This is a genomic window from Aureimonas sp. SK2, from assembly GCF_029813115.1.
In the GTDB taxonomy this organism is placed as follows: domain Bacteria; phylum Pseudomonadota; class Alphaproteobacteria; order Rhizobiales; family Rhizobiaceae; genus Aureimonas.
On record NZ_JAPZDS010000012.1, the window covers coordinates 88,723 to 101,974 of the forward strand.

Annotated in this window: 11 protein-coding genes; 10 read left to right on the forward strand and 1 reads right to left on the reverse strand. The window is 67.9% G+C overall.

Annotated features, from left to right (window positions below; genetic code table 11):
* Window positions 1-79: 79 nt before the first annotated feature.
* Window positions 80-1,690: a phosphoenolpyruvate carboxykinase gene (locus O5O54_RS15650; protein ID WP_279482756.1), complete on the reverse strand. Its 1,611-nt coding sequence runs from the start codon at window positions 1,688-1,690 to the stop codon at window positions 80-82.
* Between the two features lie 312 nt (window positions 1,691-2,002).
* Here O5O54_RS15650 and O5O54_RS15655 point away from each other — a divergent pair, with 312 nt between their 5' ends.
* From O5O54_RS15655 to O5O54_RS15700, 10 genes are all read left to right on the forward strand, one after another.
* Window positions 2,003-2,482: a pyridoxamine 5'-phosphate oxidase family protein gene (locus O5O54_RS15655; protein ID WP_279482757.1), complete on the forward strand. Its 480-nt coding sequence runs from the start codon at window positions 2,003-2,005 to the stop codon at window positions 2,480-2,482.
* A 193-nt stretch (window positions 2,483-2,675) separates the two neighbouring features.
* Complete coding sequence (locus tag O5O54_RS15660; protein ID WP_279482758.1) at window positions 2,676-3,380, forward strand: response regulator transcription factor; 705 nt, start codon at window positions 2,676-2,678, stop codon at window positions 3,378-3,380.
* A gap of 67 nt (window positions 3,381-3,447) precedes the next feature.
* The gene (locus O5O54_RS15665) at window positions 3,448-5,187 is read left to right on the forward strand and encodes a sensor histidine kinase (RefSeq protein WP_279482801.1); all 1,740 of its coding nucleotides are present in this window, start codon (window positions 3,448-3,450) and stop codon (window positions 5,185-5,187) included.
* Window positions 5,184-5,654, forward strand: a complete 471-nt coding sequence (locus O5O54_RS15670; RefSeq protein ID WP_279482759.1) for an HPr kinase/phosphatase C-terminal domain-containing protein — start codon at window positions 5,184-5,186, stop codon at window positions 5,652-5,654. The genes O5O54_RS15665 and O5O54_RS15670 overlap by 4 nt, the downstream gene beginning before the upstream one ends.
* Before the next feature lie 181 nt (window positions 5,655-5,835).
* Window positions 5,836-6,237 (forward strand): PTS sugar transporter subunit IIA, encoded by a 402-nt coding sequence (locus O5O54_RS15675; protein ID WP_279482760.1) that lies wholly within the window; start codon window positions 5,836-5,838, stop codon window positions 6,235-6,237.
* A 36-nt stretch (window positions 6,238-6,273) separates the two neighbouring features.
* On the forward strand, window positions 6,274-6,609 hold the full coding sequence (locus O5O54_RS15680; RefSeq protein WP_279482761.1) for an HPr family phosphocarrier protein: 336 nt from the start codon (window positions 6,274-6,276) through the stop codon (window positions 6,607-6,609).
* A 138-nt stretch (window positions 6,610-6,747) separates the two neighbouring features.
* Complete coding sequence (gene ahcY, locus O5O54_RS15685) at window positions 6,748-8,148, forward strand: adenosylhomocysteinase (protein WP_279482802.1); 1,401 nt, start codon at window positions 6,748-6,750, stop codon at window positions 8,146-8,148.
* A gap of 210 nt (window positions 8,149-8,358) precedes the next feature.
* Window positions 8,359-10,893, forward strand: coding sequence for a PAS-domain containing protein (locus tag O5O54_RS15690; RefSeq protein WP_279482762.1), 2,535 nt, complete (start codon window positions 8,359-8,361; stop codon window positions 10,891-10,893).
* Window positions 10,890-12,455 (forward strand): tRNA (adenosine(37)-N6)-threonylcarbamoyltransferase complex ATPase subunit type 1 TsaE, encoded by a 1,566-nt coding sequence (gene tsaE, locus O5O54_RS15695; RefSeq protein WP_279482763.1) that lies wholly within the window; start codon window positions 10,890-10,892, stop codon window positions 12,453-12,455. The genes O5O54_RS15690 and tsaE overlap by 4 nt, the downstream gene beginning before the upstream one ends.
* Before the next feature lie 53 nt (window positions 12,456-12,508).
* Window positions 12,509-13,222, forward strand: coding sequence for a nucleotidyltransferase family protein (locus O5O54_RS15700; RefSeq protein ID WP_279482803.1), 714 nt, complete (start codon window positions 12,509-12,511; stop codon window positions 13,220-13,222).
* Window positions 13,223-13,252: the final 30 nt, after the last annotated feature.

The following is a 13,252-nucleotide window of genomic DNA, read 5'->3' on the forward strand; positions in this document are numbered from 1 at the left end:
CGCGCGTGGTTGCCGCAAACAAAGAAGGCCCGCAACCCGAAGGTTGCGAGCCCCATCCTCCTCCCAGAGGCTTGGTGTCTTACTCGGCGGCCAGCGCCAGGACCGGCGAGGCGTTCACGACGCTCGCGTCCACGTGATCCTCGAACTTTTCGAAGTTCGCGCGGAACATGCCGACCAGGCGCTTGGCCTGTGCGTCGTAGGCGGCCGGATCGCTCCAGGTGGAGCGCGGGTCGAGGATGGCGCTGTCGACGCCCGGCACCGCGACCGGCACCTGGAAGCCGAAGTTCGGATCGGTGCGGAACTCGGCGCTCTTGAGCGAGCCGTCGAGGGCAGCGGCGAGAAGCGCGCGCGTCGCCTTGATCGGCATCCGGCGGCCCGTGCCGTAGGCACCGCCGGTCCAGCCCGTCGAGACCAGCCAGCAGTCGACGCCGTGACCCGCGATCAGGTCGCGCAGGAGGTTGCCGTACTCGGCCGGATGGCGCGGCATGAAGGGCGCGCCGAAGCAGGTCGAGAAGGTCGCCTCCGGCTCCGTCACACCCTTCTCCGTGCCCGCGACCTTGGCCGTGTAGCCGGACAGAAAGTGGTACATCGCCTGTTCGGGCGTCAGCTTGGTGATCGGCGGCATCACGCCGAAAGCGTCGGCCGTCAGCATGATGATGTTCTTCGGATGGGCGCCGAGGCCGGTATCGCTGGCGTTCGGGATGAAGTGCAGCGGATAGGCCGCACGGGTGTTCTCGGTCAGCGAGCCGTCGTCGAAATCGGGCACGCGCTTCTCGTCGAGCACGACGTTCTCGAGCACCGTGCCGAACATGCGCGTGGTGGCGAAGATTTCCGGCTCGGCCTCGGCCGACAGGCGGATCGTCTTGGCGTAGCAGCCGCCCTCGAAGTTGAAGATGCCGTTCTCGCCCCAGCCGTGCTCGTCGTCGCCGATCAGCGTGCGGGTCGGGTCGGCCGAAAGCGTCGTCTTGCCGGTGCCGGACAGGCCGAAGAACACGGCGGCATCCCCGTTCGGGCCGACATTGGCCGAGCAGTGCATGGGCATGACGCCGGTCTCGGGCAGGCGGTAGTTGAGGACGGTGAAGACCGACTTCTTCATCTCGCCGGCATAGGTCGTTCCGCCGATCAGGATGATGTTGCGCGTGAAGTCGCAAGCGATCACCGTCTCGGTGCGGCAGCCGTGACGCTCCGGATCCGCCTTGAAGGACGGCAGGTCGATAATCGTCAGTTCCGGCGCGAAGCCTTCCAGCTCCGCCTTCTCGGGGCGGATCAGGAGGTTGCGGATGAACAGCGAGTGCCAGGCGAACTCGGTCACGACGCGCACCTTGATAGCGTTCCCGGCATCGGCGCCGCCGACGAGGTCCTGCACGAAGAGGTCGCGCCCCTCGGCATGAGCCTTGAAGTCGGCATAGAGGCGCTCGAAGGCATCCGGAGCCATCGGCTTGTTGTTGTCCCACCAGATGCGGCTCTCGGTGGTCTCGTCGCGCACGACGAACTTGTCCTTCGGGCTGCGGCCGGTGTGCTGCCCGGTGGTGACGACCAGCGCGCCTTGCGCGGTGAGCTTACCCTCGCCGCGGCGGATGGCCGTTTCGACGAGTTCGCTTTCGCCCAGATTCCAACGCAGCGACGACAGGTTCGCAAGACCGGTCGTCTCGATACCGCGAGCGGGATTGCGGAGCCCGAATTCTTCCATGTCGCTGTTTCCCTTGGGATCGCCGGAACGCTCCGGTTGGCCAAGCAAATATCCTTGAACACAGAAGACGGCAACGGGCGAAAACTCTTAGGAATACATGCAATCGGAAATATAAAACGATTTAAACCGCAACCTGTGCCGACTAAATCGGTTCAACGGCGGACTTCAATCGGATTAACCCCAGCAAAATAATTTCGTCACCGAACGCTCGGCGGCCCGACGGCTGCGGAAGACTCGGGTCGTGCAGCCCGACGGCACCTTTCGGGCCATGACGCGTTGAGGATGTCCGAAGCATTGATGAAAGGACGGGACATGCCCGAGTCGGCCAACGAGAAGTTCTGGGACATGATCGGCGACTTCCAGACCTGCATGGTCACAACGCGCGACGGCGGCAAGCTGCGCGCGCGTCCGATGGCGCCGAAGATCTCGCGCGAGCGCGGCGAGATTCTCTTCGTGACCGACCGCAACTCCCACAAGGTGGATGAGGTCTCGGCCGACGATCAGGTCGCCTGCTCCTTCGTCGAGAAGAACGAGTACGTGGCCGTGTCGGGCACGGCGAGCGTCACCACCGACCGCGCCCGGATCGAGGAGGTCTGGGATCCGCAGGCCGAGGCCTGGATGCCCGGCGGCAAGGACGATCCCAACACGGCCGTCCTCGTCATCCGCCCGAGCCAGGCCGAAATCTGGGACGTGACCTCCAACAAGATCACGCAGGCCTGGGAATTCGCCAAGGCCTATGTCGGCGACAAGCCGCGCCCGGACACGACGGAGAACGTCAAGGTCAAGCTCTGACCCCGGCGTCCGTCGGCCTCCGTCGGGGCTCGAAACCATAAAAGGCGTTGCAAAAGCGTCACGAACGCCACATTTCCCTTCCAGAAGGGCATCGGCCCGCATCGGCGACGATGCGGGCACGAAGCGTTCGGGCGCCCCTCTTTCGGGTTTCCATGGCGCGCTGGCCGCTGGCTGGAATAGGAGTTGAGACGAAATGCCGACGATCGCGCTGGTGGATGACGACCGCAACATCCTGACTTCGGTGTCGATCGCGCTGGAGAACGAGGGCTATCGCGTCGAGACCTATACCGACGGCGCCTCGGCGCTGGAGGGCCTGTCCGCCCGCCCGCCGCATCTGGCGATCTTCGACATCAAGATGCCGCGCATGGACGGCATGGAGCTTCTGCGGCGCCTGCGCCAGAAGAGCGACCTTCCCGTGATCTTCCTTACCTCCAAGGACGAGGAGATCGACGAGTTGTTCGGCCTCAAGATGGGCGCCGACGACTATATCCGCAAACCCTTCTCGCAGCGTCTCCTGGTCGAGCGCGTGCGCGCCATCCTGCGTCGCGGCGCCCCGCGCGAGGCCGTCGGCGGCAAGCCGGGCGCGGTCGCCGAGGCTTCGCTGGAGCGCGGCCAGCTCGTGATGGACCAGGAGCGCCACACCTGCACCTGGATGGGTCAACCGGTGACGCTGACTGTCACCGAGTTCCTCATCCTCCATTCGCTGGCGCAGCGGCCCGGCGTCGTGAAGAGCCGCGACGCGCTGATGGACGCGGCCTACGACGAGCAGGTCTATGTCGACGACCGCACCATCGACAGCCACATCAAGCGCCTGCGCAAGAAGTTCAAGGCGATCGACGACGACTTCGACATGATCGAGACGCTCTACGGCGTGGGCTACCGCTTCCGCGAAGTCTGACGGACGGTCGGGCTTGTCGGCGACGGGCACAGGCGAGGCGGCGCGCGGCGCGGTGCGGAGGCGCGTCCTGCGCTGGAAGCGCGCGCCCTTCGTGCGGCGCCTCGCCATCCGCTTCCGCCGCCTGCTCGGCCACTCGATCTTCTCCTCGCTGACGCGGCGCATCGTCTTCCTCAACCTCGTCGCGCTGATCGTCCTCGTCTCCGGCATCCTCTATCTCAACCAGTTCCGCGCCGGCCTCATCGACGCGCGCGTGGAAAGCCTCCTGACGCAGGGCGAGATCATCGCCAGTGCGATCGCGTCCTCGGCGACGGTGGAGACCGATTCCATCAACATCGACCCCGAGCGGCTTCTGGAACTTCAGGCCGGCGCGACGCTGCAGCCGAACCCGGACCTGTCGGAATCGCTGGACTTCCCGATCAACCCCGAGCGTGTCGCCCCGCTCCTGCGACGCCTGATCTCGCCGACCCGCACGCGCGCGCGTCTCTACGACCGCGACGCCAACCTCATCCTGGATTCGCGCCATCTCTATTCGCGCGGCCAGATCCTGCGCTACGACCTGCCGCCGGTGGAGGGCGAGGAGGAAAGCGGCATCTTCGCCTGGATCAGCCGCGAGACCGGCAAGCTTCTCGGCCACGGCGATCTGCCGGTCTACAAGGAAACGCCGGGCGGTTCGGGCTCGACCTATCCGGAAGTCATGAGCGCCCTGACCGGCGGGCCGCGCGCCCTGGTGCGCTCGACGGAGAACGGCGAGCTGATCGTCTCGGTCGCGGTGCCCATCCAGCGCTTCCGTGCCGTGCTCGGCGTGCTTCTCCTGTCGACGCAGGGCGGGGACATCGACAAGATCGTCCAGGCCGAGCGCATGGCGATCGTGCGCACCTTCGCTGTCGCCGCCCTGGTGACGGTGATCCTGTCGGCGCTTCTCGCCTCCACCATTGCGACCCCGCTCCGGCGCCTCTCGGCCGCCGCCATCCGCGTGCGCCGGGGCGTCACCGCGCGCGAGGAGATCCCCGACTTCGGCGATCGCGCCGACGAGGTCGGGCATCTCGCCTCCGCCATCCGCGACATGACCAACGCCCTCTACGCTCGGATGGACGCGATCGAAAGCTTCGCGGCCGACGTCAGCCACGAGCTGAAGAACCCTCTCACCTCGCTCCGCTCGGCCGTCGAGACGCTGCCGCTCGCGCGCAACGAGAACTCGCGCGAGCGCCTGCTCGCGGTCATCCAGCACGACGTGAGGCGCCTCGATCGGCTGATCACCGACATCGCCGACGCCTCGCGCCTCGACGCGGAGCTCGCTCGCGAGGTCGCTGGCGAGGTCGATCTCGCCGGTCTCGTCGGTTCGGTGGTGGACGGCGCGCGCGCGCATCTGAAGCCCGGCCAGACGATCGCGATCGATCTCACCGTCGCGCCGCCGCCGGCGGGCAAGAGCTACAAGGTCGCCGGCCATGACCTGCGCCTCAGCCAGGTCTTCACCAACCTGATCGACAACGCCCGGTCCTTCGTGCCGGAGATGGGCGGGCGGATCACGGTCCATCTCCAGCGCCGCCCCCGCGACTGTGTCGTCACCATCGAGGACAACGGGCCGGGCATCCAAGCCGAGAAGATCGACCGCATCTTCGAGCGCTTCTACACCGACCGCCCCGGGGCCGAATCCTTCGGCCAGAATTCCGGCCTCGGCCTGTCGATCTCGCGCCAGATCGTCGAGGCCCATGGCGGGACGATTTTTGCCGAGAACATCCCGGACGCCGGAGCGGCGGGCGGCATCGCGGGCGCCCGGTTCATCGTGAAGCTTCCGGCCGAGACGTGAGCGAAGCCGCCAACGTCCACGCCACCGCGCTGCGGCTTGACGGACGCGGGCTCCTCGTCCGCGGGCCTTCGGGAAGCGGCAAGTCGTCGCTTGCCCTGTCCGTGCTGCGCCGGGCGGAAGCTGCGGGGCTCGAAGCGGCGCTGGTGGCCGACGACCAGGTCCTTATCCATCACGAGAGCGGCTTCCTCGTCGCCCGTGCGCCGAAGGCGATCGCCGGGCTGATCGAGATCCGGGGCGTCGGCATTCTGACCGAGCGCCACGTAGCGGAGACGCGCCTCCACCTCGTCGTGGACCTCGGTCCACGCGACCGCATCGAGCGCCTGCCCGATCCCGGCGAAAGGGTCGAGGTCGCGGGCCTCGGCCTGCGGCGGATCCGTCTGCCCGAGCGCGATCCCGCCTTCGGAGCCGACGTGCTCCTGACACTCGCAGGCTCCGACGCCTTCTGGAAAGGCAGTCCTGCCTCCTGATTCTGCATTGCAGCAGAACGGCTCCCAGCTTCGTGAGCAGCCCGCACCCCTTGTCGCACAGGCTCTTCGCCCGCTTTTGGAAAGATTCCGAGTGTTGTGTCGTGCTGCGTCTTGCAGCAATCTGGCCGCAAGCGCACAATCCTCTGCTCAAGCAAGCGGCGGAGCCCGGGATGTTCGGCGTATGATTGGACTGGTGCTGGTGACGCATGGCCAGCTCGCGCGTGAATTCAAGCTCGCCGTCGAGCATGTGGTCGGCCGCCAGGAGGCGTTCGAGACGATCTGCATCGGGCCGGACGACGACATGGAGCAGCGACGCCTCGACATTCTCCAGGCGGTGCGGGACGCCGAACGGGGGAAGGGTGTCATCATCCTGACCGACATGTTCGGCGGCACGCCCTCGAACCTCGCCATCTCCGTGATGGACGAGGGCGACATCGACGTCCTGGCGGGCGTCAATCTTCCCATGCTGATCAAGCTCGCCAGCGTGCGCGGCGAGAAGCCGATGGATGCCGCCCTGGTTGCGGCTCAGGAGGCGGGGCGCAAGTACATCGCCGTCGCCAGTCGCATCCTCAGCGGCAAATAGCTCTTCAACCCCTCACGGAACATCGGCGGCCGAGCCATGGACAAGTCAGGACCCCTCACCTCGCCGGCCGATCCCACGCTTCCCGGCTCGTCCTCCGACGGAGCGGTCGAGCAGACCCTGACCATCGTCAACCGCAAGGGCCTCCATGCCCGCGCCTCCGCCAAGTTCGTCCAGCTCGCCGAGCGGTTCGAATGCGAGATCACCATCTCGCGCGAGGGCCTGTCGGTGGGCGGCCAGTCGATCATGGGGCTGATGATGCTGGCCGCCGGCCAGGGCACGACGATCGACATTCGCGCCGAGGGCCAGGACGCTGGCGAGGCCGTCGCGGCCATCGCCGCGCTGGTGGCGGATCGCTTCGGCGAGGAGTGCTGACGCCCCCCTGCCAAGCCGCGAGATAACGATATAAGGATTTCCTTATATCGCCGGGCCTGCTAAGGAAGCGACCAGATCGGCCGCGGCCTGGCAGCTGTCCGCGCGTGCCGTCGCCCGAGCCCAAGGAGCCCTCTCATGATCGCAGCCAATGGCGATTTCGTCGTCAAGGATCTCTCGCTGGCCGATTGGGGCCGCAAGGAACTCGACATCGCCGAGACCGAGATGCCGGGCCTCATGGCCTGCCGGGCCGAGTTCGGCGCCGAACAGCCGCTCAAAGGCGCGCGCATCACCGGCTCGCTCCACATGACCATCCAGACCGCCGTCCTGATCGAGACGCTGCAGGCGCTGGGCGCCAAGGTCCGTTGGGCCTCCTGCAACATCTTCTCGACGCAGGATCACGCCGCCGCCGCGATCGCCGCGACCGGCACCCCGGTCTTTGCCGTGAAGGGCGAGAGCCTGGAGGAATACTGGGACTACACCGACCGGATCTTCCAGTGGCCGGACGGCGAGCCCTCGAACATGATCCTCGACGACGGCGGCGACGCCACGATGTACATCCTCCTCGGCGCCCGCGCCGAGGCCGGCGAGGACATCCTGAAGAACCCCGGCTCCGAGGAGGAGGAAGTCCTCTTCGCGCAGATCCGCAAGCGCCTCGCGGCGACGCCCGGCTTCTTCGCGCGCCAGCGCGACGCCATCAAGGGCGTGACGGAGGAGACGACCACGGGCGTCAACCGCCTCTATCAGCTGCAGAAGAAGGGGCTTCTCCCCTTCCCCGCGATCAACGTCAACGACTCGGTGACGAAGTCGAAGTTCGACAACAAGTACGGCTGCAAGGAATCGCTGGTCGACGGCATCCGCCGCGCCACCGACGTCATGATGGCCGGCAAGGTCGCGGTGGTCTGCGGCTACGGGGACGTCGGCAAGGGCTCGGCCGCCTCGCTCCAGGGCGCGGGCGCCCGCGTCAAGGTGACGGAGGTCGATCCGATCTGCGCGCTCCAGGCGGCGATGGACGGGTTCGAGGTCGTGACCCTGGAGGACGCCGCCCCGACCGCCGACATCATCATCACGACGACCGGCAACAAGGACGTGGTGACCCTCGACACGATGCGCATGGTCAAGGACATGTGCATCGTCGGCAATATCGGCCACTTCGACAACGAGATCCAGGTCGCGGCGCTGCGTAACCTGACCTGGACCAACATCAAGCCGCAGGTCGACATGGTGACCTTCCCCGACGGCAAGCGCATGCTGCTCCTATCGGAAGGCCGCCTCCTCAACCTCGGCAACGCGACCGGCCATCCGTCCTTCGTGATGTCGGCCTCCTTCACCAACCAGACGCTGGCGCAGATCGAGCTCTTCACCAAGGGCGACCAGTATCAGAACCAGGTCTACGTCCTGCCGAAGCACCTCGACGAGAAGGTCGCGCGCCTTCACCTCGACAAGCTCGGCGCAAGGCTCTCGACCCTGTCGGACGAGCAGGCCGCCTATATCGGCGTGACGCCGCAGGGCCCGTTCAAGGCTGAACACTACCGCTACTGACGGCCTTTCGCCCCTCGCGCGAGGCGTGGGGACGGATAGCAAGATGGCGCCGGGGGCAACCCCCTCGGCGCCATTTCTTTTTTGCCCACCGTGTCCGTTCCGCGCTTTGCGGACGGTTATCCACCGTTTAGATTCTCCTCCTGCCCGCCGTTGGGGAGCGGCAGGCATGACGGGGACAATCGCCCTTCTGGGGGCGACTGAAAGGACGCGATGCGGACGCGCGAATCGATGGGGGTGGATCGGGGGATCCGCTCGAACGAATCATGTCGAAAAGGCTGGCGGCGCCCGGTGCCCGTCGCCTCGCTCGGCCTCGCGCTTCCCGGCGCCCTGCTTCTGGCCGTACCCGCCCGCGCGCAAGGGGCTGGCAGTCCCGCGGCCGCCGATCCGCTTCTCTATCTCGCCCTGATCGCCCTCACGATCGGCGCCGCGATGATCGCCGCCGTCTGGCTGATCCGCCAGCAGGCCGCCACGGCCGACGAAAACGCCCGGCTGCGTGCCGAACTCGCCGACGCGATGACCGAGGCCGAGCGCCGCGCGGGGCTCCTCACCGACGACCACCAGCGCCTGCTCGTCTATGCCGGCCAGGGCGCGTCGGACGTGATCGGCGCTCTGCCCAAGAACCTCGGCATCCCCGCCGAGCCCGCGGCCTTCCTCGCCTTCGAGGCCTGGATGGGAACGGAGGAGGCGCGCCGCCTCGAAGCCGCGATCCTTCAGCTCCGCCACCGCGCCGAGACCTTCCGCCTGGAGATCGAGCGGCCCGACGGGCGGCTGATTGAGGCGAGCGGACGCACCGTCGGCGCGCTCGCCACCGTGCGCTTCACGCCCCTTTCGGGCCTGCGCGAGGAACTGGCCGCCCTCAAGGTCGAGCACGCCCGCACCAACGGCATGATCGAGACCATGCAGGCCCTGTTCGACGCCGCCCCCGTGCCGATGTGGGTGCGGGACGAGGACGAGCGGCTGATCTGGGTGAACGACGCCTATGCGCGGGCGGTGGATGCTCCCGGCGTCACCAGCGCCGTCACGGGCCAGACCGAGTTCCTGAACGAACAGGATCGCGCCCGCATCGTGGTGCAGCGCCGCCATTCCGGCCATTTCGCCGACCGCCTGAGCGCCGTGGTCGAGGCCGACCGCCGCAACTTCCAGGTCGTGGACGCCGCAGGTCCCTTCGGCTCGGCCGGTCTGGCCGTCGACGTGTCCGACGCCGAGGCGATCCGCCGCGAGCTGACCGAGACCGTGCGCTCGCATTCGGAGACGCTGGACCAGCTCACCACCGCCATCGCGCGTTTCGACGAGAAGACGCGCCTTCTCTATCACAACGCCGCCTTCGCGCGCCTGTTCGACCTCTCGACGACCTATCTCGAGACCGCGCCCGACCATATCGGCATCCTCGACCAGCTCCGCTCGCGCGGCATCCTGCCGGACGACCGCCCCTTGCGCGACGTCAAGGCCGACATCCTGGCCGCCCACCGCGCCACGCAGCCGACCGAAGCCCTCTGGCACCTGACCGACGGGCGCACGCTCCGCGTCTTCGCCAGCCCCGAGCCGCGCGGCGGCGCGAGCTGGGTGTTCGAGGACCTGACCGAGAAGCTGCAGCTCGAATCGCGCCTGAACTCGCTGGTCCGCCTCCAGGGCGAGACGCTGGACTTCCTGCGCGAGGGCGTCGCCGTGTTCGGCCAGGACGGGCGCCTGCGTCTGTCCAACCCGATCTTCGCCGAGCTCTGGGGCCTTTCGGCTGAGTTCCTCGCCGCCAAGCCCCACATCCGCGCTTTCGCCGCCACCGCCTCCGTGTCGATCCGGCCGGGCCAGGGCAACGAGCCAGGCCCGAGCTGGGCCACCTTCGCCCATGCCGTCACCGCCTTCGACGAAGGCGCGCGCGAGGCCGAAAGCGGCGAGATCGAGCTCTCCGACGGCCGCGTGCAGGCCTATGGCGTGGTGCCGCTGCCGGGCGGGCAGACCATGCTCACCTTCACCGACATTTCCGACGCGCGCGAGGCCGAGCGCATGCTGCGCGAGCGGAACGAAGCTCTGGAGAACGCCGCGCGCCTGAAGAGCGACTTCGTCCAGCACGTCAACTACGAGCTGCGCTCACCGCTCACCAACATCATCGGCTTCTCCGCGCTCCTGCGCTCGCCCGAGACGGGACCGCTCAACGACCGGCAGTCGGAATATCTCGACTATATCGGCACCTCGACCTCCTCGCTCCTGACCATCGTCAACGACATCCTGGATCTGGCGACGATCGACGCCGGCATCATGGATCTCGACCTGACGGATGTCGACGTCGCCGGCACCGTGGAGCACGCCGCCGAGGCGGTGCGCGACCGGTTCCGCGAGAACGACATCATCCTCAACATCGATCTCAGCCGGGCCGGCTCGACCTTCCGGGCCGACGGGCACCGCGTCACGCAGATCCTGTTCAATCTCCTGTCCAACGCGGCCAACTTCGCTCCGGCCGGCTCGGTGGTGAACCTCAGGGCCGTGCGGAGCAACGGCGAGATGGTGTTCAGCGTCGCCGACCACGGGCCGGGCATCGCGCCCGGCGAGGTCGCCCGCCTGTTCGAGCGCTTCGAGACCAACCCGTCGGGCGGCCGCCAGTCCGGCGCCGGACTCGGCCTCTCGATCGTGCGCTCCTTCGTCGAGCTGCACGGCGGCAAGGTCGAGATCCAGTCCGGTCCGAAGGGCGGCACCACCGTGCTCTGCCGCTTCCCGCTCGCCCGCGACGAACGGGACCTCGCCGCCGAATGAGCACCGCCCCCGGCGGCGCCGGAGACGAGACGCACAGCTTCACCCTCGACCTTCCCGACGAAGCGGCGACACGGCGCCTCGCCGCCGTCCTTGCTCCTCTCCTCGGAACAGGGGACGTCCTCGCCCTGTCCGGACCGCTCGGCGCCGGCAAGACGACGCTCGCGCGCGCGCTCATCCGCGCGGTGGCGGGCGATCCGGATCTCGAGGTCCCCTCGCCCACCTATACGCTGGTCCAGATCTACCCGACGCGCCCGCGCATCAGCCATTTCGACCTCTACCGCCTGTCCGATCCGGAAGAGCTGGTCGAACTCGGCTTCGAGGAGGCGGCGGAGGCCGGGATCGTGCTGGCTGAATGGCCGGAGCAGGCGCAGGAGATCCTGCGCGTCGCCAATCTCCGCCTGACCCTGACCGATACGCCGGGCGGCGGGCGGCAGGCGGTGCTCGCGGCCCTGCCGGAGATGGCCGCCCGCCTCGATCGTCCCATGGCGTTGATGGCCTTTCTCGAAGCCGCCGCGCAAGGCGGTGCCGAGCGTGTGCCCTTTCCCGGCGACGCCTCGGCGCGCCGCTACGAGGTGCTCACTGCCCGAGACGGGCGGCCGCTGATCCTGATGGATTCGCCGGATCTCGTCCTGGGTCCGCCGGTGCGGGACGGCCGCGCCTATGCCGAGATCGCGCGCTCGGCCCGCAACACCGTACCCTTTGTGGCCGTGGCCGAGGCGTTGCGCGCACGCGGCCTCGTGACGCCCCGCATCCACGCCTTCGATACGGCCCGCGGCTTCGTGCTGATGGAAGACCTAGGTCGCGAGGGCGTGCTCGACGCGGCCGGCCGGCCGATCCCGGAGCGCTACGAAGCGGCGATGCTGGCGCTTGCCCATCTCCACGCGACGCCGTTCGACGGGCATCTCCGATTGCCGGACGGCCGCCCCTACGACGTGCCCCCCTTCGATCATGCCGCCATGGCCATCGAGGCCAGCCTCCTCCTCGACTGGTATGTGCCCCATGTCTTCGGCCGGCCCGCGACGGAGGCCGAGCGGGCGGAATTCGAAGCGGTCTGGAACCGACTCTTCACGATCCTCGACACGGCCGAGCGCCACATCGTCCAGCGCGACGTGCAGGCGCCGAACCTCATCTGGCGCGCGGGCGAAACCGGGCTCGACCGCATCGCCTTCCTGGACTTCCAGGACGCCATGGTCGGCCCGTCCGCCTACGACGTGGCCGCCCTCGCCCACGATCCGCGCGTCACCATCGAGCCCGAGCTGGAGGCTCGGCTTCGCACTGCCTATGTCGCCGCGCGCCGCGCCACCGACCCGGACTTCGACGTGGCCGGTTTCGAGACCGCCTACGCCATCATGGCCGCGCAGCGCCAGACCAAGATCCTCGGCATCTTCGTTCGCCTCCTGCGCCGGGATGGCAAGCCGCAATACCTGCGTCACATTCCGCGGATTAAAGCCTATCTCAAGAAAACGCTAAGCCATCCGTCGCTCGGCGAACTGGCACGCCTCTACGAAGCGTGGCAGATTCTGGCCGACCAAGACGCCCCTTCCGATACGAGCCAGACGTGAACGCCCGCATCATTCCCGCCCGTCCTCCCCGCGCGCCCAAGCCGAAGACCGCGATGATCCTCGCCGCAGGCCTCGGCAAGCGCATGCGCCCAATCACCTCGACCATCCCCAAGCCCCTCGTCGAAATCCGCGGCAAGGCGCTGATCGACTACGGGCTCGACGCGCTCGCCCGCAACGGCGTCGAGCGCGTCGTGGTCAACGTCCACTATATGGCCGACCTGATGCGCGCCCACCTGCGCAAGCGCCGCGACATGGAGGTCGTCGTCTCCGACGAGAGCGACAGGCTGCTCGAGTCGGGCGGCGGCATCGTGCGCGCCCTGCCGCTGCTCGGCGACGATCCGTTCTATCTCATCAATTCCGACACGTTCTGGATCGACGGCTACCGCGACAACCTCGACCTTCTCGCCGATCTCTGGAACCCGGCGGACGCCGACATGGCCCTCCTCATCGCCGAGATGCGGCAAGCCACCGGCTACGAGGGGCGCGGCGACTTCACCATGGACCGCGAGGGCCGCCTGCGCCGCGTCGCCGAGCGCGACATGAGCCCCTTCATCTACGCCGGCGCCGGCATTCTGAAGCCCGACCTCTTCCGCGATCTCCCCGAGGAGACCTTCTCCCTCAACCGCGTCTTCGACCGCTCCATCGAGGCCGAACGCCTCTTCGGCGTGCGCCTTGATGGACTTTGGATCACCGTCGGCACCCCCCGCGCCATCGCCGAGGCCGAAGCCGCCTTCGCGGCCAGCGCGACGCGGGCCGAGAGGGCCTGAGGATAAAGCGGGGTTCCACCCCGCACCCCG

What these genes read in the sequence shown, in the direction of transcription:
- tsaE (WP_279482763.1), top strand. Translation starts at nt 10,890, where the DNA reads ATGAGCACCGCCCCCGGCGGCGCCGGAGACGAGACGCACAGCTTCACC.
- O5O54_RS15700 (WP_279482803.1), top strand. Translation starts at nt 12,509, where the DNA reads ATGATCCTCGCCGCAGGCCTCGGCAAGCGCATGCGCCCAATCACCTCG.
- O5O54_RS15650 (WP_279482756.1), bottom strand. Translation starts at nt 1,690, where the DNA reads ATGGAAGAATTCGGGCTCCGCAATCCCGCTCGCGGTATCGAGACGACC.
- O5O54_RS15690 (WP_279482762.1), top strand. Translation starts at nt 8,359, where the DNA reads ATGCGGACGCGCGAATCGATGGGGGTGGATCGGGGGATCCGCTCGAAC.
- O5O54_RS15675 (WP_279482760.1), top strand. Translation starts at nt 5,836, where the DNA reads ATGATTGGACTGGTGCTGGTGACGCATGGCCAGCTCGCGCGTGAATTC.
- O5O54_RS15660 (WP_279482758.1), top strand. Translation starts at nt 2,676, where the DNA reads ATGCCGACGATCGCGCTGGTGGATGACGACCGCAACATCCTGACTTCG.
- O5O54_RS15680 (WP_279482761.1), top strand. Translation starts at nt 6,274, where the DNA reads ATGGACAAGTCAGGACCCCTCACCTCGCCGGCCGATCCCACGCTTCCC.
- O5O54_RS15655 (WP_279482757.1), top strand. Translation starts at nt 2,003, where the DNA reads ATGCCCGAGTCGGCCAACGAGAAGTTCTGGGACATGATCGGCGACTTC.